This window comes from Vibrio sp. 779(2023) (assembly GCF_033344285.1).
In the GTDB taxonomy this organism is placed as follows: Bacteria; Pseudomonadota; Gammaproteobacteria; order Enterobacterales; family Vibrionaceae; genus Vibrio; species Vibrio alginolyticus.
Map to the genome: position 1 here is coordinate 401307 of NZ_JAWPOM010000002.1, position 23196 is coordinate 424502.

The following is a 23196-nucleotide window of genomic DNA, read 5'->3' on the forward strand; positions in this document are numbered from 1 at the left end:
CTTCGTGGCCTTTTCTTTTTGACCTTCTGTACAGCACTTGGAGTATTTGGCCTACCATGTTCCAGTTACTTGCAAAGCTGAACAAAAGAAACAAATCGCTTAAAAAATCATGACTTTAAACTTTCATTCACTCCCAATCAAGATCGAATGTACAGCGAATAGAGGTTTTAGCTTACGATGATCCAAAAGCAAAAAGAGCTGCACAATAGCAGCTCTTTTAAGATATTGGATTTTGTCACGATAGGTTAGAAGCGCCCTTGGTAGTTAAACTCATATTGACCTTGAGCATTCGGCTTACCCAACCATTTCAGTTGCTCCCCCATGCTGGATGGGAACTCTGCACCAGGTTTGAACCACGCTTTGGTTGAGTACCGTTGATTAGGCATCAGTTCAGCGGAAAACGCCGCAGAGACTTGTTTGCTGCTCTGCTCACCAGTTGCCGTCAATACACTATCCTGACAGTTTATATCGGCAATCACAGGACCGAGATCTAAGCTGCCAACGGGGCTTTGAATACCACTGGCATTCCATACTAAAGTGCCTTCACCGTTCTTACACCAAGGCGCAGCATAAGTCGCATGACGAATATTCAGCTCAAGCTGCCCATCAACACCAACAGGCACAGGGAGGCGCGCTTGCTCAACAACTTTTACCGCCGGAATCGAGGCAACTAAGTTTTTGGCATAAGGGCCATCACTTAAGCTATAGCCGACAAAACCGCGCCCACGAACGTCCATTTCACTACCACGACCAAAGCGCACAGCAAACTCAGCTTTACCTGTCAGTAGACTCGACCATTGGAAATCCCAATTAACTTCTCCAAGGTTCTGGCGCTGCCAACGAATACTAGCAGCTTGACCTTGCCATACCGAACCGTTGGCTCCTTGAATGTCCAGGCCTCTCACTGTTGGTGCTTGTTGTAACACCCAAGAGACTGGTAATCCCATTAAAAGACTGACTGAAAAAAAGACGATAAAGATAACAACGTAAAGTACTGCTCGCTTCACCTTAACCTCGCTTAAACTGAAGGCGGTTTACATCGATCATGCCCGCTTGCTCTGTTCGGTCGATATCTAAAAATTCGACTTCAATACCCTGTTGCTCTTTCAAGTAACGTAACCAATCCACTAGTTGATTAAACGCGAGTGGTTTGATCCACACTTGAACGCTCTCATTACGAGGTTGTACTCGAATCAACTCAACTTTATAACGACGAGCTGAAGAAGAAACTAACTGATTCAACGGTTGACTAGAGTAGCTCACACCGCTGCTTTTTCGCAGTGCAGTGATGCCATCCGCTTTATCTTGTACCCAAGCTAGCAACTGCTTTTCACTTTGAATACGTGACTGAGCTAGCTCCGCACGTTGACTCATTGGTTGTAATAAACCCCAATAAATAATACCGATAACGGCAATAGCGCCACATCCCATGACCAAACGCTGCTCACGCTGCGAGATGCTGCTCCACCAAACCTGAGCTTGAGAAATTAAATTTTTCATCATCACCTCACAAACGCTTCAAAACAAAGCTGCCAACCACAACGTTATCGCTACGGTTCAACTGACCTTGCTCAACATTAAACTTCTCTGCCAATTTCACACGAGCCTGCTCAAAAGGTTGGAAGTCTGAACTACGAGCCTGAATACGTACTTCGCCACGTTGTCCGTCGTATTTAAAGCTAGTGATCTCCAAGTCGCTGACCTGACCAAGCGTCGCGGGTAATGCCGCCAACCATGACAACATTGCCTGCTGACCACCTCCACCAGATAAGCGGCGCTCTTCATCATCCATTTGTCGTTTGAGGTAACTAACGGTAGGAATGCGTCTTTTATTTGGGAACACTTGGCGGAAAATACGCTCACTCTCCTCACGATACGCTTGAGCTTGTGCTTCGTACTTGTGGACCACGAGCAACTGCTGCGCAACCATGACAACGATAAGCACCCCCGCAGCAATGGTGGCTTTTTGCCAGAGCTTCCAGTATTTACCCCAAGAAGATTTCGGCTTGAAGATCCCAGTCAGCAAATTGACTTTGCTTTCTGTCACCCCCTTCGCCAGTAAAGCCATCGTCATTTCTTCTGGTTGCGGCTCCCATATTTCAGGTAACGCAGATTCCGGGACCGAGCTATAGCAATCGAGCTTCCAACCTTCATGATTTTGTAGATAAGAAGAGAGGTAAAGGTCTAACCAAGAAGCGTCGACAACCGCGCCCTCTGTCACAGAGTGACGAATTAGCCATTGCTCGCCAATCATTGCAGCACTGCTGTGATCTCCACGAACCGGTAACGCAAGCACATCGGGTAAAATGCGTTTAATGGCGATACCTTGGCTTGAGAAACGTTGCAGTACAGTCTGAATCCAAGCACGTTCAACTGCGCAAATCTGCGCTTTATCCGCTTGTTTACCCAACACGCTAAAGTGCAGGCCATCAACGTCCTGAGCAACTTCGTCTTCCACTAAGTACGGTAACATCGCCTCGAATTGGCGTGTTGCACCAGGCGGTATATCCACTTGCGTCAGGACCACATCATTACTCGCCAACAGCGCCACAACTTGGCGCTGACCAGCATATGAGACCAATTCATCTAAGTGTTCCCACCCGGCGATTTCACCGCTAGCAATCACTTCCTGTTGATCTGTCGACCACACCACCCAAGGAATGGTACTTTGTTGTTCGCTACTCAGCCGAACGGTCAGAAACTCGCTCACTGATCCCTCCAAAACGACGGCGAACTACGGTCACCGTTTCTCTATTTGTACTTTGCAAAAGGCTTCGGATACGTACACGTGATTCATCCACCAACACTTGTGCATCCAATTCAAAAAAGGCGCTATCCACACCCAAATAGCCTTTGGCGTTTTTCTTTACATCTTCACTTAAGCCAGCCATTTCTGACTCTGCTAAAAATTCATCAATGCTATCCCACCCATCAAATGGGCGTTTTTCAATTAGCTGAATCGCATCACTACTGCTTAAGTTTGGTGAGAACATTGCCACCAAAATCGGAGTTTGCTCAACATCAATCGTATTCACGTTTAAACGCCAGTCATCACTTGGCAATGCACAGACCAACGGCTCCAATTTTTGGAAAATTTCACCACTCACCTGATAGACAGCCCGTAACTCGGAAGCATCTGCCATCCAACCATTTGATGCCAAATAGGAAGGTTTCATCGCTTCATATGTGCTGTCTTCAACCCCAGTAGTCGAACGGACAGAGTCATCAGCATCAATGTATTCCCAAGTAGAGTCTGCAATGATTTCTGCTTGATATGGCTCGACATCCAACTCTTCTAATAGGCGCTGCAATACATTCACTAAATATGGTCTTGTAATTTGCTGACCCGTTGGTTGCACACGACTCAATACATTTAGATTAAAGCACGCTTGCTTGTCTCTAATTCGTCCCGCCGCTTGACCATAATCTAACGGATAGACTTGCTCTTTTATCGCCCACGGTTGACTCATATTAATCGTGTCGGTGTCTTTATAACTTTGTTCGATACCCACTTTTGCTAGCGCCTCGACGCCAAGGCTGTACCAGTACGCTTGCTGGTAATTGATTTGATTAGCGCCTCGCTGAAACTGTAAGAACAAACGTTCCGACATGCTGGCGGCAACCGTCGCCATAATCGCCAGCAACATCAACACTATAATCAAAGCAACACCGCGCTGACGGTTAACCATTATTGCTGTCTCCTGAACTTTCCTCTTTCTGACTCAATGTGCCATCAGGAGTGAGATAAGTGCGGGCAATTTCTCCATAGTCTTTGAGAGTGAGAACAACAGAAACCGCTTTCGGCAGCGCTTTTTCTTCAGCCCACTCTTTTTTCCATTGCTTACCATCATAGAAACGCATATCAAATGACTCGACCTGCGTTAGCAATGGAGTAACAGTACCTTGTTGCCCAACCGGCGTATCAGGATAGCGCCACCATACTCGCTGCAGTGTTTCTTCTTTTAAGCGATAGCCAACCTTGGTTACTTCTCCACGAGGGAACTGCTGCTGAGGATTGTGCCAACCTAAACGGGCAAACATCAGCCCTTTAGTATCGGAGTCCAACAGGTAATCGGACCAAAAAATTAGCCGGCTAGCAGGCTCTTCACCATTAGTACGTGTTTGACGCATCGCCATTTGACGAAAATCGTTATCCATCATAACCATGGCACGCTGAATTTCGTTTAAGCGTTGGGTTCGTTCTTGTGATAGCGCATTGCTACGCTGTACTTGCGATACCACTTGGTACGCTGCGACACTTAAACTGGCAAAGATGGCAATCGATACCAACACTTCAATAAGTGTAAAACCTTTTACCCTTTGGCGCGTGTTTGCGCGGAGATGATTATTGCGCCACATAGCTTCGTACCGTTACTACAGGGCTCGCGCTTTTCTCTACCGAGACGCTCACATCAAATGCTTTCAGCAATGGCTGCGTCGTGGCGACTGGCGTGACTTTCCAGAACCAAGTGCGTCCTGCCAGCTCTTCTGTGCCGTTTTTCGCTTTGAGTTCTCCGGTATTCAACATCACATTTGCCATCTGATTATCCACAACCATGGCTGCAAACATTTTTTCTTCTAAATAACTGATTGTATTAATATGCTGGCTCACGGAGCGAATGACACTGATGGCAGCGGTGGCGAAAATTGCCAGTGCGACCAATACTTCCAGTAAGGTCATGCCTCTCGTCCGGCGATGACTCAAATTGGGGCGAGCTTGCTTAAAATTGCGCATTCTCATCCTCTTTCACTTCTTCGCCCGGAGCTAATAACAAAATTTGTCCACTTTCTTTGCCAATGACTCGCCAACCGTCATTAAAGGCATCACCATTTTGCGGAAAAAAAGACAGGGTGAATGGCGTGACTTCAGCGCTGGAAAAGATAAACACTTGCGGTGGCTCAATTTTCTTTTCGTCCTCTTCTTCTGCGAACATGTCTTCATCAAAAAGAGAACCTGGTTTGAATAAGCGCTCATCATTATCCCAAGCACCACCTCCGAGCTCGAGTTGTAGCGCAATATCTTCTTCTAGCTTGGTTTTGCTCGGAATCTGCTTTAATTTCAGAGGCTGCCAACCTTCTGAGGTTAAACTCAGTAGAGCGTAGGTCGATTTGGCATCATCCACTCGAACGCCAAAATCTTTACCGCTCAGCACCGCTTCTTCATTGAGCAGCTGTAAACGCTGAAAAAAGCTTTGAGCATACTGTTTGGAAAGATCTTTTTGGCTAGTCGGTAACGTCGAGATCACGGCCACAGCCGTAAGAGATAGCAAAACCAGCACTAATAGAATTTCTATCAATGTAAAACCGTTATGTTTTCGCATTTGTTTCATTAGTGCTGGCTTAGGCTCAATTATTGGAAGTCTTGCATGTTCCAGTTGCCAATATCTGCAGCTGGACCTTCTCCACCCTCTTGGCCATCTGCGCCTAGAGTGAAGATATCGATTGTACCGTTATCACCTGGGCTTAAGTATTGGTACTGGTTGCCCCAAGGGTCATTAGGAAGACGTTTGATGTAACCACCATCACGGTAGTTGCGTGGCTCTGGGTTAGATGGCTTGCTAACCAATGCTTCTAGACCTTGGTCCGTTGTTGGGTAAACGCTGTTGTCCAACTTGTACATATCTAAGGCATTTTCCAACGCGACAATGTCCGTAATCGCTTTTTGTTGGTCTGCCTTCTCTTTGTTACCCAATAGGTTTGGAACAACAAAACTTGCCAAAATACCCAGGATAACTACAACAACCATCACTTCTAAAAGTGTAAAACCCTGTTGTTTACTACGCTTAAACTTCATTTTTTTCTCCGAAAGTTAGATTAAAGCCATGCCGTTAGTAGACACGTCTTAATTCGAAATTATCCGCTCATCAAGTTATTCATTTCTAGCATTGGCATCAAGGTCGCCATCACAATGAACAACACTAATCCAGCCATTAATGCAATCAGCGCAGGAGTAAACACACCCAGAGCAATATTGACTGTTGATTCAAAGTTTTGATCTTGGTTATCGGCTGCCCGCGTCAACATGCTCTCTAATTCACCACTTTGCTCACCACTGGCGATCATGTGTAGCATCATTGGTGGAAACAAGCGAGTTTGGTCCAACGCCTTACGCAAACTAGCGCCCTCTCGGACGTTATCCGCTGCAAGCAAGACTTGCTGCTTCACATAACGGTTAGACATAACATCTACCGCAACGCGCATACCCTCGAGAATTGGAATCGCACTGGAAGTACAGATCGAAAGTGTTCGTGCGAATCGTGCGGTATTCAAACCTCGAGAGATCTTACCTATTAGCGGTAAGCTCAAGATTTTTCTGTCCCAAGCTAAGCGAAAGTCTGGCTTTTGCAACGCCAGTTTGAGGCCATAGAAAAGCGCCACCAGCACAACGAAAATAATCAGCCCCCAATCTTGCACAAACTCACTGGCTGCCAGTAAAAATTGCGTCGATTGAGGTAACTCTTGGCCCATCTGAATGATGGGTTCAATGATTTTAGGAACAACTGTCGCCAATAAGAACGAAACGATGACAACCGCGAATACCACCAAAACTACAGGATAAATCATGGCTTGAAGCAATTTAGATCGCATCTTTTGGCGGTTTTCGACGTAGTCTGCCAAACGCTCTAATACGGTATCGAGGTGACCTGATTTTTCGCCCGCCGCAACCATGGAGCGGTACAGTTCATCAAACACGTGTGGGTAATCGGCAAAACTGTCGGCGAGCGGATAACCCTCAGTTACTTTCGAGCGAACCGCAGCCAACATAGAACGAATCCTCGGCTTTTCAGCCTGCTCAGAGACCGCACGCAAACACTCTTCCAAAGGCATTCCTGATTGGACTAGCGTAGACAATTGACGTGTGATGAGTGCTAACTCAGATGTTGAGATGCCGCGCTTAAAGCTGACTGAACCTGAAGACTTAGCCGATTTAGCTTTCGTCTCAACCACTTCAATCGGGATCATCCCTTGCTCTTTGAGTCGCTGGCGCACTTGTCGGGCGTTATCCCCTTCTATCGTGCCTTTTTTATGCTTGCCTTTTGCATCTAGCGCTTTGTACTCAAATGCCGCCATTAGGTTTCCTTCGTCACTCGCATCACTTCTTCAAGTGACGTAATGCCACGACGCACTTTGCTTAAACCATCGCTGCGAATACTTGGCGTATGGGCGCGAACGGCTCTCTCAATTTCTTGCTCACCAGACTCTCGGTGAATCAACTCTTGCACTTGCTCATCAACCATAATGAGCTCGTGGATACCTGTTCGACCTCGGTAGCCTTTTTGGTTACACGCTTCACAGCCTTTTGCTCGGTGCAGTTCTAACGGTTCATGCGCTTCCATACCAAACAGTTTTTTCTGTTCCGCATCGGCTTCATACGGCTCTTTACAGCTTGGACAAAGCGTTCGAACTAAGCGCTGCGCTAGCACCCCTAATAACGAAGAAGAAATAAGGAATGGCTCAATACCCATATCACGTAGACGCGTAATCGCACCCACTGCGGTGTTGGTGTGGAGAGTCGACATTACCAAGTGACCCGTTAAGGACGCTTGCACTGCAATTTGTGCGGTTTCTAAGTCACGGATCTCACCGACCATCACCACATCCGGGTCCTGACGCAGAATGGCACGCAAGCCGCGCGCAAACGTCATGTCGACCTTTGGGTTCACCTGAGTTTGACCGATGCCATCAATATCAAATTCGATCGGGTCTTCAACCGTTAGAATGTTGCGTTCGTTGCTATTGATCTCTTGCAAGCCAGCGTACAAGGTGGTGGATTTACCAGAACCTGTCGGGCCCGTCACCAAGATGATACCGTGAGGGCGACCAATCAAGTGACGGAAGTTGTCATGCACTGAAGGGGTCATGCCCAAACTATGTAAATCAAGACGAGTCGCGTTTTTATCCAACAGACGCATTACCACGCGCTCCCCATGAGAGGACGGCATCGTAGATACACGCACGTCCACCGCACGACCACCGATACGCAACGAAATACGGCCATCTTGAGGCACACGCTTTTCTGCGATATCTAGTTTAGCCATAACCTTCACACGAGAAACTAGCAAAGGCGCTAGCTTACGACTTGGGGTCAGAACTTCACGCAATACGCCATCGACACGGAAACGAATCGAAAGGGTTTTCTCGAACGTCTCAATATGAATATCCGACGCACCTTCTTTGATCGCTTCGCCCAACATGGCGTTGATCAATTTGATGATTGGCGCATCGTCTTCCGATTCTAATAAGTCTTCATCATGCGGCAGTTCTTCAGCCAAAGAGAAGAAATCATCGCTATCAGCACCAATATCTTCCATCAACTGACGCGCTTCAGACGAGTCGCGTTGATATGCTTCAGTCAGCTTTTTATCAAAGGCTTCTTTATCGATAGGTTGCGGTACGAAGCTTTTCTTTAATACACGACGGACTTCAACCAGAGCCGCAGGGTTAAGCGGCTCGACATAGTAAAGAATAGGTGGACGCTCAGGATGCTCTGTCTCCAGCACCAGTTTAAAGCGGTTGGCAAAACTGAATGGCAGACGACGCATACTTGGCGCTGTGTCTAACATATCAACCATTAGTTGTTTTCCATTTGATCAATAAACGCTTGAATCTCTGTTGGGTGCTGACGCTCCTGGCCAAAGGCAGGCATAACCGGGATCTTCTCGTCTGCCATCAACTTCAAACCTTGATCCGCTTTGTAAAGCTGTTCTGCGCGAATAAAGTTGTATTTACGCTGCGTAATACCGTCGGCCGTCACACCATCGCGAATAATCGTCGGCTTGATGAACACCATCAAGTTACGTTTTTCTGTTTGCGTGCTCGTTGACTTGAACAGATGGCCAAGTACCGGAATGTCACCCAATAGCGGCACTTTAGACTCACTTTCAAGTGCGCGTTCATCGACCAAACCACCAAGAACCAACATCTGACCATCTTGGATCATGACAGAGGTGTTTAACTGTCGTTTAGCAAAGCGAACGTCAACCGCACCGTTTGCGCCTAATACGTTGGAAACTTCTTGTTCAATGTTTAACTGTACAGAGTCACCTTCGTTAATTTGTGGCACTACTTTGAGTTTGATACCGACTTCTTTACGGTCAACCGTTTGGAATGGGTTGTCGTTGTTTGAGCCAGCCGTAGAGCCCGTAATAACCGGAACCTCTTCACCCACAATAAATGATGCTTCGCCATTATCCATTACGGTAATACTCGGAGAAGATAGAATGTTTGAGTTGGAGTCAGAAGCAACAGCACTAATTAGCGCTGTCCAGTCACCCATGACAATACTCATTGCCGCACCATTTACTCCGCTAAGTGCTGACGCTAGCGTAGAGTAGTCACCTGATTCAGTAACATCATATGGCGTTCGTTCGCCATTAGAGTTGGTATAGTATTCAGTTCGGGTTTGATCTTTTGCTTCTTCTAGACCAACCATCACCTGACCAATCGGGGCTCCTGAGTTACCGTACTGAATTACAGCACCCGTTTCTAACGAACCCCACTGAACACCTAGGTTAATACCATCACCTTCAGACATTTCGACAATTAACGCTTCAATAAGAACCTGAGCACGACGAATATCGAGTTGAGAAATGACGTCTTGTAATGCCATCATAATGTCTGGCGGCGCTGTTAAAACTAACGAGTTAGTTGCAGCGTGAGCAGCAATGACGACCTCACCACGCGATGCACCTGATGTTTTCTGACCGGCTTGCTTTTCAGCTTGCAGGTTATCGGAAACACCTTTCAATACATCCACCAAGTCTTCAGCTTTCGCATTTTTCAGGTACACAACTCGGTTGTTACCTTTTGTCGCCATTTCAACATCAAGTTGACGAATCAAACGTTTCAAGCGGGCTCTTACTTTTGGATCACCAGAAATTAAAATCGCGTTAGTACGTTCATCGGCCACAATTTTAGGTTCAAGGAACTCTGGCGTGCTTTTCTGATTCGCACTTTTATTCAGTGCTTCGACAATGCGTACCATTTCAGCAGCAGATGCATTACGCAGCTCCACCAATTCAATTTCTTTATCGCCGGCTTGGTCAACACGCTTGATGATCTCTGCTAAGCGATTCACTACTGCCGCACGACCAGTAATCAAGATAATATTCGCTGGATCATAATGAACCACGTTACCGGCACCGGCGTTATCAATCAGCTGACGAAGTAGAGGAGACAACTCACGGACCGACACATTACGCACCGCGACAACTCGAGTGATAACACTATCGCCTTGCGCGCTACCATCACCTAACACAGGGATTGCTGAGGTTTTTGAGTCTTTTGCTTTGATAACCTTAAGTACCCCATTGTCCATCTCTACGACTGCGTAACCGTATACTTCAAGGACATTAAGGAAAAAGCTGTAATATTGCTCTTCGTTAAGTACGTCATAGCTGCGGACATCGATCTTACCGCGTACTGAAGGATCAACAATGATGGTCTTTTCGAGGTTACGACCCACTATGTTGATGAATTCTTGAATATCAGTGCCTTTAAAGCTCGCACTAAATTCGTTTGCCATTGCACCTGGTACGCAGAGTAAACTTCCTGCTAGTAGCCAAGCACTTTTGCTGAACCAATGTTTCACGTATGTCTCCCTGAACTTACGCCGGTTGCCTAAGTCTTACAATTGGATATAGATATCGTACTGTTGGCCGTCTCGCTCAACAGTTAAATTTAATTCTTGCGGATCGCTCATCACTTGCATCAGTTGTACTGAAGAAGACGGATCACTTAAATCGATCCCGTTCAGTTGAACCGCAATATCACCAGGTTGTAGCCCTACATCATTAAATAATGCGGCATCACGACCAGGTGATACTCGATAACCAACAATGTCTCCGTCTTTTTTGACGGGTGAAATGGTGATGTATTTAAAAACGCTTTGTGGATCTTTCGCAATTTCTTCGCGGATTTGCTCTAATTTCTCTCCAACGTCAGACGTCGCTGCTTCTGCTCGCTGAGCTTGCGCCCTAGCTACCTGCGGCGATTCAGATAGCTTCTTATATTCTATACCTTGCATCATTAAGGTCTCGTCTCGACCTTGGTTATCAATGATGACGCGATCCACCAATACCGCTTTTAGCGTCGCACGTGTCCCTTCGATTTCTTCACCCAAACCGTACGTAGCTTGCTTACCTCGGTTAGCAATAACAGCAAGGCTGGTATTGGCATCACTGCTGGCAACCGCACCGACTAGGGTGAGGTTAAGGCGCGTCTTAGGGGCGTCTTTAACAATAGGCTGTTCTACAACCGCCGCTTTTTGCTCAGTGTATTTACCGAATAGGTTGGCATTCTGAAGGGCATTAAAATCTATCGCGTCGCCTTTATTGCTCGCAGCAACGCTACTCGCCGATGGACGCCATTGCGGCACTTCCGACGATTGAGGTATGGCTAACCACACAATTTTGCCAAGTATCCATCCGGTTATCGCAATAAACAGACAGGTAAGCAACAAGCTAAGTTTGGCTTGAATGGTATAATGATTGGACTTGATCTGAGCCAGTAGCGGTCTGCTTGATAATCCTGCACTTAGCTCTAAACGTTTCACTGAATGGATTCCTTTATTCTAACGTCCGTCATTTAAGCTATAACGATAGCTATCGACTTTAAATTGCTAAATTTGCAATAAAATTATTACTCAACAAAGAGCAGTGAACTATATCACAAGTTGTCTTTCATACCTTTTTCTTATGCAGTTTTTGCCAACTCCCTTGAAAAAAATACGCCTTGACTCCATCTGTAGGTGAATAATCCATCACTCATTGCCGTATTCGGGCAGTGATTAGATAGCGTAGTGTTCTATGAGTTCCCTAAATGAAGCCGTTAGGCTAGATAAATGGCTATGGGCCGCAAGATTTTACAAAACCCGCTCCATCGCGCGTAACATGGTCGATGGCGGTAAAGTCCACTATAATGGCCAACGAAGCAAGCCGAGTAAAATCGTTGAAGTGGGCGCTGAAGTCAGACTTCGTCAAGGCAACGAAGAAAAAATCGTGATCATCGAACAAATCTCAGATCAACGCCGAGGCGCTCCCATCGCACAAACCTTATATCGCGAAACCAATGAGAGTATCGCGAAACGTGAGGAACACGCGACTCAACGTAAGCTTAATGCCCACAACCCAAGTCCGGAACGCCGCCCAGATAAAAAGCAGCGCCGAGACATCATTAAGTTCAAACACCAATAAAAGCCGGAATTACCAACGAGGAAAGCACTCCATGGCAAATAATGTTTTAAACCGCTACCTATTCGAAGATCTTTCAGTACGTGGCGAGTTGGTACAATTGGATGAAGCGTACCAACGTGTTATCTCCAGCAAGGAATATCCGGCAGCAATAGAGAAACTGCTGGGTGAGCTACTCGTTTCAACTACTCTTTTAACTGCCACTCTTAAGTTCGAAGGTTCGATCACCATCCAGCTACAAGGCGACGGTCCTGTGTCTCTTGCCGTTATCAACGGTGACCATAACCAACGTGTTCGTGGCGTAGCTCGCTGGGAAGGCGATGTTGCCGATGACGCAAATATTCACGATCTAATGGGTAAGGGCTACCTTGTGATCACCATCGAACCGAAAAACGGCGAGCGTTACCAAGGCGTCGTTGGATTAGAAGGTGACACTTTAGCAGAAGTGCTAGAAGGCTACTTTGCAAACTCAGAGCAGTTAAAAACGCGCCTATGGATCCGCACTGGTGAGCATGAAGGCAAAGCACACGCAGCAGGTATGTTGATTCAAGTGATCCCTGACGGCACTGGCTCTCCAGATGATTTCGAACATCTAGAGCAGCTCACTGACACAGTAAAAGATGAAGAATTGTTTGGTTTAGAAGCGAACGAGTTATTGTATCGACTATATAACCAAGACAAAGTACGTCTGTACGAGCCGCAACCTGTCGAGTTCCATTGTGGCTGTTCTCGTGAGCGTAGCGGTGCAGCAATCATCACCGTTGAGAAAGCTGAAATTTATGACATTTTGGCAGAAGTTGGATCAGTTTCTTTACATTGTGATTACTGTGGCACAACTTATACGTTCGACGAATCTGAAGTCACTGAACTGTATGCACAAGCTTCTACAGACAAGAAAACCCTGCATTAATTTACATAGCTTATCAAGCACGTAATTTACCCTACAAAAGGCCAGCTTAATGCTGGCCTTTTTGTGATCAACCCCTCGTAATAACTAGCCTCAAGCGTAATAAAACAACTGCTTAATTTTAAACAATTAATAATGATTTTGCCCTAGCGCAAAGGATTGCGTGCACGATAGACTATTCCCACCAATATGTGACGGGTTACCTAAAACCTTATTGAAATCATGGGTAAATTTTGAGCTATCTCCCTGTTTTCTCCCCGCCCCGTTGCTAGCATGGTGAGCAGATTAAAATTAAAACATTCTTACAAAATCCCTACAAAATCCTTATAAGGAGCACCTATGACCGTTATGGAACATACTAAGGCTGCAACACTTGATCTAACCAAGCACGGACTGCATAACGTAAAAGAGGTTATTCGCAACCCAAGCTACGAAATGTTGTTTGAGGAAGAAACGCGTGAAGACCTAACCGGTTATGAGCGCGGCGTGGTTACTGAACTAGGTGCGGTTGCCGTTGACACTGGCATCTTTACTGGTCGCTCACCAAAAGATAAATACATCGTCAAAGACGCTACGACAGAAGAACATATGTGGTGGACGTCTGATCAAGTGAAAAATGATAACAAGCCAATCACTCCTGAAGTGTGGGACGAGCTAAAAGAACTGGTCACAAACCAGCTTTCTAACAAACGCTTGTTTGTTGTTGACGGTTACTGTGGTGCAAACCCAGATACACGTTTGAGCATTCGTGTTATCACAGAAGTCGCATGGCAAGCGCACTTCGTTAAAAACATGTTTATTCGCCCGACAGAAGAAGAGTTAGCGACATTTGAACCAGACTTCGTAGTAATGAATGGCGCAAAATGCACTAATCCAAAATGGGAAGAGCAAGGCCTGAACTCAGAAAACTTCACCGTATTTAACCTAACTGAGCGCATGCAACTTATCGGTGGTACTTGGTACGGCGGTGAAATGAAGAAAGGTATGTTCGCCATGATGAACTACTTCCTTCCACTAAAAGACATCGCATCAATGCACTGTAGCGCTAACATGGGCAAAGATGGCGATGTAGCGGTATTCTTCGGTCTATCTGGTACGGGTAAAACGACCCTGTCGACTGATCCTAAACGTGCGCTAATTGGTGATGATGAGCACGGCTGGGATGATGACGGTGTCTTCAACTTCGAAGGTGGTTGTTACGCAAAAACCATCAAACTTTCGAAAGAAGCGGAGCCGGACATCTACAACGCAATTCGTCGTGATGCACTGCTAGAAAACGTAACAGTACGTGGCGATGGCTCTATCGACTTTGATGATGGTTCGAAAACAGAAAACACACGTGTTTCTTACCCTATCTACCATATCGATAATATCGTTAAGCCAGTATCAAAAGGCGGTCACGCGAATAAAGTGATCTTCCTATCAGCCGATGCATTTGGCGTACTGCCTCCAGTATCTAAATTGACACCCGAGCAAACTAAGTACCACTTCCTATCAGGCTTTACCGCCAAACTAGCGGGAACAGAGCGCGGTATTACTGAGCCAACACCAACTTTCTCTGCTTGTTTCGGCGCGGCGTTCCTAACGCTTCACCCAACTAAATACGCAGAAGTACTGGTTAAACGCATGGAAGCAGCAGGCGCTGAGGCTTACCTAGTGAATACTGGTTGGAACGGCACTGGCAAACGTATCTCTATTCAAGATACACGCGGAATTATTGATGCAATTCTTGATGGTTCGATTGAAGATGCACCAACTAAGCACATTCCTATCTTCAATCTTGAAGTACCAACGTCACTACCAGGTGTGGATCCAAGCATTCTAGACCCTCGCGACACGTACGTTGACCCACTTCAGTGGGAAAGCAAAGCGAAAGATTTAGCAGCGCGCTTTATCAATAACTTTGATAAGTACACAGACAACGCTGAAGGTAAATCTCTGGTTGCGGCTGGTCCTCAGATTGATTAAATCGAGTAACAGCGACGTCGCGTAAACTCAGTGAAAAGTTGGCATTAACTTATCACCTTTACGTAGGCCAAGTTACAAAAATTGCTTCAAGCCCCTCTTTTGAGGGGCTTTTTATTGAATACCACAGAATATTGATACAAGCTAAAGCCTATCTAGTTTTATTTCATAACACACGTAGGTTCTAGCAAAGATGAAAACAGCGCGTCGAGTTCTACTTCTGTTACTGGTTATCTTAGTTGCCATTCCAGCCGCTACGATTGCGCTGCTAACAACATCTTACGCGGACGCAACCTGGCGCTTGCTGTCAAACACCTTTTCTCTTCCCTTCCGGGCCGAAAGCGTGCGTTATGGCTTTCCCTATCACCTAACTTTACAACGCGTGAACACCAGCGGAGACGATGCGTCTTACATCGAGCAAGTCGATTTATGGATGAATCCCGATGTTTATCGCGATGGTAAATGGATCGTTGATAGTTTATTGATTGATGGTATGAGATTGCAGTATGGCGCACCAAAGCTCCCACCTTTAGATAACGTTTTATTCCATCAAATCGCGCTCAAAAATATTGATTACGCCGACGAGCAGTTCTCTGCCAATGGCATTGACCTTCAAATTCAATCACCACAATGGAATGGTCAATTAATACCATATGGCGAAGTTCAACTTGCAGCTGACCAACTCTATTGGAATGGCGAAGCCTTTAATCAAGTCTTAGTCGATATAGACTACAAACCGCAAGACAGTACGCTTTATGGCACCTCTTTTAACTGGCGTAACAGTCAAATATCTGGGCAAGGGGAGCAGTACCCTCAAGGCTGGTCTTTAGTAAATGTGACCATCAACAAGCTGAAACTGAGTAATACGCAGCGCCAATCACTGCTTGCAAAACCTTGGCACGATCTACCATTTAACATTAATCATATTAATAGCTTAGATTTGCTTAACGCCGATATTGAATGGGGCGACTGGCACTGGCAGAACTTGGATCTTTCTGTGGAAAACGCCACACTGCCACTGTCTCTCTGGAAGACAAAAGCTCAAGTGTCATTGCAGGCGGATAGCGTTCGATTCCAGCAGCAAACCGCAATAGAGCCACGTTTGAGTGCCGCTATCGAGCCAGGAGTAATCCAGCTCAACGAGCTCAGCTTAGATTGGCAGCAAGGTCGAGTGCAAGTTTCTGGATTGTTCACGCCAACACAATGGAAGCTCAAAGAAGCCTCTATTCAAGGCCTCAAGTGGGCAACACAGCCAGAAGACAACCTAAATTGGTGGCACGCCGCCACCAGCGAGTTAGAGCATGTTGCAATCGAACGACTCGACATTGAGCGCAGCCAAATTATCCAGCTATCTCACGAACCTTATTGGCAACTTTCCGGTTTAAATATCGAAGGACAACAGCTTGATATTAAACAGTCGGCTCAACGTTGGGGCCTTTGGCAAGGCGAATTGGAAGTCAGCGTTGTCAACGCCAGCTATGACCAAATACTCACGTCTCACGCAGCACTTGCCATGCAAAGCAAAGATGGCTTTTGGCAATTGACTCGCCTTTTTGCGCCACTCGAGCATGGCTACGTAGAAGGCATCGGACAAATAGATTTGAGTACCCCGAGCCAACCTTGGGCGCTCAACGTCAATGCTGATGGTATTCCCTTATCGCTCTTCCACGATTATTTTTTACCCGACACACTGGCTATTGATGGTTTTTCCGATCTCAGCCTCGATCTACAAGGGTTATCAGGTGATCGCAACATGCTGGCCTACAGCTTATCGGGTGAAGTGGAAGCCAATCTCCGAGATACCCGCTTGAAGTCCCAAGCGGATCATTCGCTCAAAGCCATTACCTTAAGTCCACTGCGTTTAAGCGCGCAACGAGGGGAAGTTGCCATAAAGCCGGTCACCATCTCAGGAAAAGCCATAAGTGGTAAGGTTTGGGGTACATTTGATATGGCCAACAACCCGCTAAGTGGCATTACTTATCAATTGGAAGAGTCGTGCGGAAACATTGAAGGCGATCTACTAAGTGGCGAAACCCACCGTAATGAGTGCGTGAACGCATCAAAACTGGCCGAGCCTACTGATATTGAGACTCCACAGAAAAATGAACCTTCCATCGAGAAGCCAATCGTGATTGATAACATCAATTTGGAGACTCAAGAGGAAGAGCTTTACGAAGAAGTTATCGAAGAAGATGAAGTACCCGACACGAATTCCGCAGCAGAACAAACCCTCTCACCGACAGAGCAAGAAGGTGAAACAGATAAGCGCCCAGCAGATCAGTCGGCGCTTACCCCATCAGCAACTGAGTAACTGCGAGTAGTTCGGTATCAACATATAGGTACCGACAAAATCAACAGCTGGCGTGTCACCACTATAAATCACTACGTGAATAACGATGCGTGCTTTGCGTCCCGACTCCAATCGGTCTAGGTCACCACTGATCCCATCCAACGAAGTACTCGCCACGGGGTTTTGTTCGACTGGTTGACGATAGCGAATCGAGCTGTCGGCCAACACAATATCACCGTGCAGCCCACGCTCTTTAAGCAGCAGCCACGTCATCCCCCACCCTGTCAGGGTTGCTAAGGTAAAAGCTGACCCAGCGAACATGGTGTTATGCGGATTAAGGTTAGGATTAAGCTGCGCACAGCATTCAAACTGGTAACCCGTGTACTGGTTAATCTTGATCCCCATTTTGTCGCTAATTGGGATTTGTTGCTCCCAGCGCTGTTGAAGCTCAGTACACCATTCAGGGCGACGTAACACATTGGCCATCGGATCCAGTTGCTTCACCATTTGCTGATGGCGCACAGGGCCACGCTCATCGGTTAGCTCGCCTCGACGCTCAAAGCCATTTTTTTCATAAAAGGCGATGGCATCTTCACGGGCATTACACACCAAGCGTTTCGCTCCTTCCTGGCGTGCTAACGACTCTAGTGCAACCAAAACCAGCGAACCCATCCCTTTGCTACGGCGATTATTTTTAACCGCCATATAGCGGATCTGGCCATCATTGTCCGGCGTAATGTATAAACGGCCAATCGCCATAGGACGACCTCGACCATCAACAATCATGCGGTGATGACTCATTTCGTCGTATTCATCGCGCTCTGAGCCGATCGGCATACGCCATGGCTCACGAAGCAGTTGCCAGCGAAACTGATAATACTTGTTTATCTGATTATCGGTTTTGGGAGTAATGAGTTTGAACATATCAATCCTTTGAAAGCACAACACTAATCAGTGTCGGAAAAATTACTCCAAGCCAATTCCATGAGCTTGGAGTTAAAGCTTAGACTATGGCGCCTGTGTTACCAGATTAGACCTGCAACCAAAACGTCACAGGACCGTCATTCACCAAGGACACTTTCATATCGGCAGCGAAGCGGCCACGCTGTGTGGGTAAGACTTCTTCACACAAGTCAGAAAAGTAATCATACAAGCGCTCTGCATCAACAGGATGCGCACCGCGAGAAAAGCCAGCTCGCGTGCCTTTTTTTGTATCCGCAGGCAGCGTAAATTGAGAAACCACCAGCACTTTACCTTCCACCTGTTTAACGTTCAGGTTCATCTTGCCTTCGTCATCTTCGAACACACGGTAGGTTGTAACACGCTCCATTAAACGCTTTGCTTTAGCTTCATCGTCGTCCTTCTCTACGCCCAATAAGACCAGCAGACCACGATCAATTTCTCCTACGACTTCACCATCCACACGGACGGCAGCTTCACTGACTCGTTGAATTAGCGCTATCACTACTCTCGCTTCCTTCATCTGTTAACTGAGATTCAGCGGTCGAGTGTATCATGTCTAAATCTTCACTCCAGTGCTCTCGCTCACCAAGCGCAGCCGTAACTTCCGCCCCCAATAACACGATCATCCAGCATAAATACACCCAAACAAATAAGATAGGAATCGCCGCTAACGCGCCGTAGATGAGCTGATAAGACGGAAACTGAGTGATGTAGAGTGCAAAGCCTTTTTTACTCAACTCGAACAGTATCGCGGCGACTGCTGCCCCCATGGCACCATGAGCGAGGTGTACTTTTTTATTCGGCACTAGAATATACAAGCCAAGAAAAGCAAAAAAGGACAGCAACAACGGTAGCCAACGCAGAAATAAATTAAACGCACCAGATAATGTCTCGTTCTCTAAAATTTGCAGCGAAGTCACGTACGACGTCGCCGCAATACTCGCACCGACCATGATCGGCCCTAACGTGAGTACCATCCAATACATAGAGAATGAAAAGACTAAACGGCGCTTGTCTTTAACTCGCCAAATGTAGTTTAAGTTCTTATCAATGTTGGAAATCAGCATGACCGCTGCGATGAATAAAAACCCACCGCCAACCGCGCTCATTTTGCCCGTATTCGCCACAAATTCCTGTAATGCCGTATGTACAGCTTCTCCAGAAGCTGGCACAAAATTCTCAATAATGTAGCCTTGCAGCACCTCACCAACGTTCGCAAAAACGGGAAATTTCGACAATATTGATAACAATACCGTCAGCATTGGCACGATGGATAACAAGGTAATGTAGGCAAGATAGCCCGCGTTCACATTCACACGGTCATGCGTTAATCGCTTAAGAAGATACTTAAAAAACGCGACGCAACTTGGCAGTAGATTGATTAATCTCGCCTTGTAACTCTCTGATAACTGGTTCATAGTTCATCCCATAATTAGCGCCGAGGACATAAGAATGCCTTATTTATTAGCAATTGTACTATCAATTTTCACTTTAACAGGGTGTCAATCTGCTTATTACTCAGCAATGGAGCAGGTTGGGTATCATAAACGAGATATTATGGTCGACCGCGTCGAAGATGCCAAAGAATCTCAACAAGATGCACAAGAAGAATTCACCAGTGCACTTGAAGCATTGTCTGCGATCACCAACTTTGATGGTGGTGAGCTAGAAAATGTCTACAACAACATCAATGACAAATACGAAGATAGCGAAAAAGCGGCTCAAGACGTACGTGACCGTATTGCTGCGATTGAAGACGTATCCGGCGCACTGTTTGATGAGTGGCAAGATGAGCTAGAGCTGTACTCGAGTGCGAAACTGCGTCGTTCAAGCGAGCAAAAACTACGTGAAACCAAAGCCTCGTACAAAACCATGCTTAGCGCTATGAAGCGTGCAGAGAAAAAGATGACACCGGTACTGGACACGCTGCGTGACAACACGTTGTACTTAAAACACAACCTTAACGCCAGTGCGATTGGTTCTTTGCAAGGTGAGTTCTCTAGCTTAGAGAAGGACATTCAGTTTGCGATCAAACAAATGAACGAAGCGATTGCAGAGTCCGATAAATTCCTACAAAAGCTCAATCAAAAGTAAATGATTCAGACCTCCTCCTAGCGAGGAGGTTTTAGTCGGCGACCTTACCGAGTAAACCGATGACTCTTCGAACAAAGCCTACCCTCTCTGGCACAGTTCCCCATGGCACTTCTACCACTTCATAACCCAACTCAGTATAGACACTCACTAACGACTGATGAATCTCCAATGCTTCTTCAAAGCTGTGCGGACGCACTTCATCTTGTACGTAAATGGATGCTTCAGGTCGACAAGTAAACACCTGACTATGGTACCCAGCGCTTTCGGTTAAGAAAGCTTGGTCAACCTTACAGCCGCCCACTTGTAGGTATGCAATGATGTCGGGGATGGCGCGATCAACAAACGCAACATCATGACAACGCGCATCACTCTTTTGTTTGTCCATCAACCCAAGGCATAACTTGGCAAACTCAGGTAAATTCGTCCACGGCAAAATACCATTTTCTAACTGGCTTTGCTGCTCAATCAAGTCGCGAGACCCTTCAGGAAACGTGGCGTAACCACACGCGTCTAGCGCATTCAGCAGTGTTGTTTTTCCCGCACCAGGCCCACCGGTGATAATAATCGGGTTCATATTCAACTCCAGAAAACAAAAAGCCCCGAGCATAACTCGAGGCTTCTTCTTAATTGAATCGCTTAACGAAAATTATTTCGCGCCACGAGAAGCACGCTTACGGTCGCTTTCCGTTAGGAACTTCTTACGGATACGGATGCTTTCAGGCGTTACTTCTACTAGCTCGTCGTCATCGATGAATTCTAGTGCTTGCTCAAGAGTCATCTTGATTGGCGGAGTAAGAACCTGTGCGTCATCTGTACCTGATGCACGAACGTTGGTTAGCTGCTTACCTTTCAGTGCGTTTACCGTTAGGTCGTTGTCACGGCTGTGAATACCGATAACCATACCTTCGTAAACTTCAACACCGTGACCGATAAATAGACGACCACGCTCTTGAAGGTTGAACAGTGCGTTAGTTAGCGCTTTACCCATCGCGTTCGCGATTAGTACACCGTTTACACGTTGACCGATGTTACCGCCTTTGTGAGGGCCGTAGTGATCAAACGTATGGTAAAGAAGACCTGAACCTGAAGTCAGTGTCATGAATTCCGTTTGGAAACCGATCAGACCACGTGATGGCATAACGAAGTCCATACGTACACGACCTTTACCGTCTGGAGACATGTCTTTCAGCTCACCTTTACGTAGGCCGATGTTCTCCATGATGCCGCCTTGGTGCTCTTCCATTACGTCGATAGTTACCGTTTCGAACGGTTCCATCAACTGACCATCTTCTTCTTTGATGATTACTTCTGGACGAGATACCGCAAGCTCGAAGCCTTCACGACGCATGTTTTCGATCAGGATAGAAAGGTGAAGTTCACCACGACCTGATACGCGGAATTTATCTGGATCGTCTGTTTGCTCAACGCGTAGTGCAACGTTGTGTACCAGTTCCTTCTCAAGACGCTCAAGGATGTTACGTGACGTTACGAACTTACCTTCTTTACCCGCGAATGGGGACGTGTTTACTTGGAACGTCATCGTTACTGTTGGTTCATCAACAGACAATGGTGGTAATGCTTCTACTGCGTTTTGTGCACAGATAGTGTCAGAAATTTTCAGCTCGCCAAGACCAGTGATTGCGATGATATCACCCGCGTTAGCTTGTTCCACTTCGTGACGCTCTAGGCCAAGGTAGCCCATTACTGTACCCACTTTACCGTTGCGAGTTTTACCGTCAGCACCAATAATGGTTACCTGCTGGTTTGGTTTAACGCTACCACGAGTTACGCGAGCCACGCCGATAACACCAACGTAAGAGCTGTAGTCTAGCTGAGAAACTTGCATCTGTAGTGGACCATCAAGATCAACATTTGGCGCGTCAACAACATCAACGATAGTTTGGAATAGTGGTTCCATGTTCTCGCCAGTTTCGCCTTCTTCTAGAGAAGCCCAACCGTTAAGTGCTGATGCGTAAACTACTTTAAAGTCTAGCTGGTCATCAGTTGCACCTAGGTTGTCGAACAGGTCGAACACTTGGTCCATAACCCAATCAGGACGTGCGCCAGGGCGGTCAATCTTGTTGATTACAACGATTGGTTTTAGACCGTGAGCAAACGCTTTTTGTGTTACGAAACGCGTTTGAGGCATTGGACCATCAACTGCGTCAACGATAAGTAGTACAGAGTCTACCATCGACATGATACGCTCAACTTCACCACCGAAGTCCGCGTGTCCCGGAGTATCTACGATGTTGATACGGTAATCGTTCCAGTCGATTGCTGTGTTTTTAGCAAGAATGGTAATACCGCGCTCTTTCTCGATGTCGTTCGAGTCCATGACTCGCTCTTCAGCTTCACCGCGAGACTCAAGCGTGCCTGATTGTTGTAGCAGCTTGTCAACCAACGTGGTTTTACCGTGGTCAACGTGCGCGATGATCGCGATATTTCTTAATTTATCAATCTGTGGAGTAGCCATGGATATTGATTCACTTAGATAGATGAAATGCCCCCACGCTGAGAACGGGTGCTCTCTGGCGACATTTGCTGATTAAAAAAACGGCCATAATGTACCAGATTTTAGCAAAAAGCCTAGAAATATGTGATCTACTCCCGAGCATTTCTGCGATTTTTACGCTTAATGCCCATTTTCTTCCTCAGAACGAATTGATTAAACGCAACTTTATTCCAATCGATGCATAATTCAAATTGACTCTTGCTCAAAAACTGGGCTGAATACGCAATGTACCTGTCACATTATGGTGCAACAATGATTTTTGGCACCATAA

Annotated in this window: 22 protein-coding genes; 5 read left to right on the forward strand and 17 right to left on the reverse strand. The window is 46.4% G+C overall.

The annotated features are described in order from the left end of the window. Window positions 1-245 precede the first annotated feature (245 nt). From R8O70_RS04505 to gspC, 12 genes are read right to left on the reverse strand one after another with little or no spacing between them, the layout of a single operon-like run. Window positions 246-1007 carry a type II secretion system protein N gene (locus tag R8O70_RS04505; RefSeq protein WP_017635007.1) on the reverse strand — a complete coding sequence of 254 codons (762 nt, stop codon included), beginning with the start codon at window positions 1005-1007 and terminating at the stop codon, window positions 246-248. A 1-nt stretch (window position 1008) separates the two neighbouring features. Further along, complete coding sequence (locus R8O70_RS04510; RefSeq protein WP_005383002.1) at window positions 1009-1500, reverse strand: type II secretion system protein M; 492 nt, start codon at window positions 1498-1500, stop codon at window positions 1009-1011. Window positions 1501-1507: 7 nt separating this feature from the next. Continuing rightward, a complete protein-coding gene (gene gspL, locus R8O70_RS04515; protein WP_053303405.1) occupies window positions 1508-2710 on the reverse strand; it encodes a type II secretion system protein GspL in 1203 nt (400 codons plus the stop codon). Continuing rightward, the gene (gspK, locus tag R8O70_RS04520) at window positions 2679-3689 is read right to left on the reverse strand and encodes a type II secretion system minor pseudopilin GspK (protein WP_005382999.1); all 1011 of its coding nucleotides are present in this window, start codon (window positions 3687-3689) and stop codon (window positions 2679-2681) included. Before gspK ends, gspL begins: the two co-directional genes overlap by 32 nt. After that, window positions 3682-4359 (reverse strand): type II secretion system minor pseudopilin GspJ, encoded by a 678-nt coding sequence (gene gspJ / locus R8O70_RS04525; RefSeq protein ID WP_132936677.1) that lies wholly within the window; start codon window positions 4357-4359, stop codon window positions 3682-3684. The genes gspK and gspJ overlap by 8 nt, the downstream gene beginning before the upstream one ends. Continuing rightward, window positions 4346-4735: a type II secretion system minor pseudopilin GspI gene (gspI, locus tag R8O70_RS04530; RefSeq protein WP_017635009.1), complete on the reverse strand. Its 390-nt coding sequence runs from the start codon at window positions 4733-4735 to the stop codon at window positions 4346-4348. The genes gspJ and gspI overlap by 14 nt, the downstream gene beginning before the upstream one ends. Then, window positions 4722-5321 carry a prepilin-type N-terminal cleavage/methylation domain-containing protein gene (locus R8O70_RS04535; RefSeq protein WP_151514505.1) on the reverse strand — a complete coding sequence of 200 codons (600 nt, stop codon included), beginning with the start codon at window positions 5319-5321 and terminating at the stop codon, window positions 4722-4724. Before R8O70_RS04535 ends, gspI begins: the two co-directional genes overlap by 14 nt. Window positions 5322-5350: 29 nt before the next feature. After that, window positions 5351-5794, reverse strand: a complete 444-nt coding sequence (gene gspG, locus R8O70_RS04540) for a type II secretion system major pseudopilin GspG (RefSeq protein ID WP_005379298.1) — start codon at window positions 5792-5794, stop codon at window positions 5351-5353. 59 nt (window positions 5795-5853) lie between these two features. Further along, on the reverse strand, window positions 5854-7071 hold the full coding sequence (gspF, locus tag R8O70_RS04545) for a type II secretion system inner membrane protein GspF (protein ID WP_005382993.1): 1218 nt from the start codon (window positions 7069-7071) through the stop codon (window positions 5854-5856). Continuing rightward, the gene (gspE, locus tag R8O70_RS04550; RefSeq protein WP_005379296.1) at window positions 7071-8573 is read right to left on the reverse strand and encodes a type II secretion system ATPase GspE; all 1503 of its coding nucleotides are present in this window, start codon (window positions 8571-8573) and stop codon (window positions 7071-7073) included. The genes gspF and gspE overlap by 1 nt, the downstream gene beginning before the upstream one ends. Beyond that, window positions 8573-10591: a type II secretion system secretin GspD gene (gene gspD / locus R8O70_RS04555; protein ID WP_005379295.1), complete on the reverse strand. Its 2019-nt coding sequence runs from the start codon at window positions 10589-10591 to the stop codon at window positions 8573-8575. Before gspD ends, gspE begins: the two co-directional genes overlap by 1 nt. A 36-nt stretch (window positions 10592-10627) precedes the next feature. Next, window positions 10628-11554, reverse strand: a complete 927-nt coding sequence (gene gspC, locus R8O70_RS04560; RefSeq protein ID WP_053303408.1) for a type II secretion system protein GspC — start codon at window positions 11552-11554, stop codon at window positions 10628-10630. 253 nt (window positions 11555-11807) lie between these two features. On the opposite strand from gspC, the gene hslR reads away from it, so the two are divergent. The 4 genes from hslR to R8O70_RS04580 all read left to right on the forward strand — a co-directional run bounded on the left by hslR (window position 11808) and on the right by R8O70_RS04580 (window position 17374). Further along, a complete protein-coding gene (gene hslR / locus R8O70_RS04565) occupies window positions 11808-12194 on the forward strand; it encodes a ribosome-associated heat shock protein Hsp15 (protein ID WP_005379292.1) in 387 nt (128 codons plus the stop codon). Between the two features lie 31 nt (window positions 12195-12225). Beyond that, entirely contained in the window at window positions 12226-13101 is an 876-nt protein-coding gene (hslO, locus tag R8O70_RS04570) for an Hsp33 family molecular chaperone HslO (protein ID WP_005379290.1), read from the forward strand. Window positions 13102-13437: 336 nt separating this feature from the next. After that, a complete protein-coding gene (gene pckA / locus R8O70_RS04575) occupies window positions 13438-15066 on the forward strand; it encodes a phosphoenolpyruvate carboxykinase (ATP) (RefSeq protein ID WP_017820689.1) in 1629 nt (542 codons plus the stop codon). Window positions 15067-15256: 190 nt separating this feature from the next. Further along, entirely contained in the window at window positions 15257-17374 is a 2118-nt protein-coding gene (locus R8O70_RS04580) for an AsmA family protein (protein WP_258625046.1), read from the forward strand. Here R8O70_RS04580 and R8O70_RS04585 read toward each other — a convergent pair. From R8O70_RS04585 to R8O70_RS04595, 3 genes are all read right to left on the reverse strand, one after another. Further along, complete coding sequence (locus R8O70_RS04585; RefSeq protein WP_005379283.1) at window positions 17360-18277, reverse strand: bifunctional GNAT family N-acetyltransferase/hotdog fold thioesterase; 918 nt, start codon at window positions 18275-18277, stop codon at window positions 17360-17362. The genes R8O70_RS04580 and R8O70_RS04585 overlap by 15 nt on opposite strands. Before the next feature lie 106 nt (window positions 18278-18383). Continuing rightward, window positions 18384-18818 carry a D-aminoacyl-tRNA deacylase gene (gene dtd, locus R8O70_RS04590; protein ID WP_005379282.1) on the reverse strand — a complete coding sequence of 145 codons (435 nt, stop codon included), beginning with the start codon at window positions 18816-18818 and terminating at the stop codon, window positions 18384-18386. Continuing rightward, entirely contained in the window at window positions 18790-19734 is a 945-nt protein-coding gene (locus R8O70_RS04595) for a virulence factor BrkB family protein (RefSeq protein WP_005379281.1), read from the reverse strand. The genes dtd and R8O70_RS04595 overlap by 29 nt, the downstream gene beginning before the upstream one ends. Before the next feature lie 34 nt (window positions 19735-19768). On the opposite strand from R8O70_RS04595, the gene R8O70_RS04600 reads away from it, so the two are divergent. Further along, window positions 19769-20410: a DUF2959 domain-containing protein gene (locus R8O70_RS04600; RefSeq protein WP_005382972.1), complete on the forward strand. Its 642-nt coding sequence runs from the start codon at window positions 19769-19771 to the stop codon at window positions 20408-20410. A gap of 31 nt (window positions 20411-20441) precedes the next feature. Here R8O70_RS04600 and R8O70_RS04605 read toward each other — a convergent pair whose 3' ends face one another. Together R8O70_RS04605 and typA are read right to left on the reverse strand one after the other, a co-directional pair. Further along, complete coding sequence (locus tag R8O70_RS04605) at window positions 20442-20984, reverse strand: AAA family ATPase (protein WP_065275007.1); 543 nt, start codon at window positions 20982-20984, stop codon at window positions 20442-20444. A 72-nt stretch (window positions 20985-21056) separates the two neighbouring features. Next, complete coding sequence (typA, locus tag R8O70_RS04610) at window positions 21057-22886, reverse strand: translational GTPase TypA (protein ID WP_005379276.1); 1830 nt, start codon at window positions 22884-22886, stop codon at window positions 21057-21059. Between the last annotated feature and the right edge of the window lie 310 nt (window positions 22887-23196).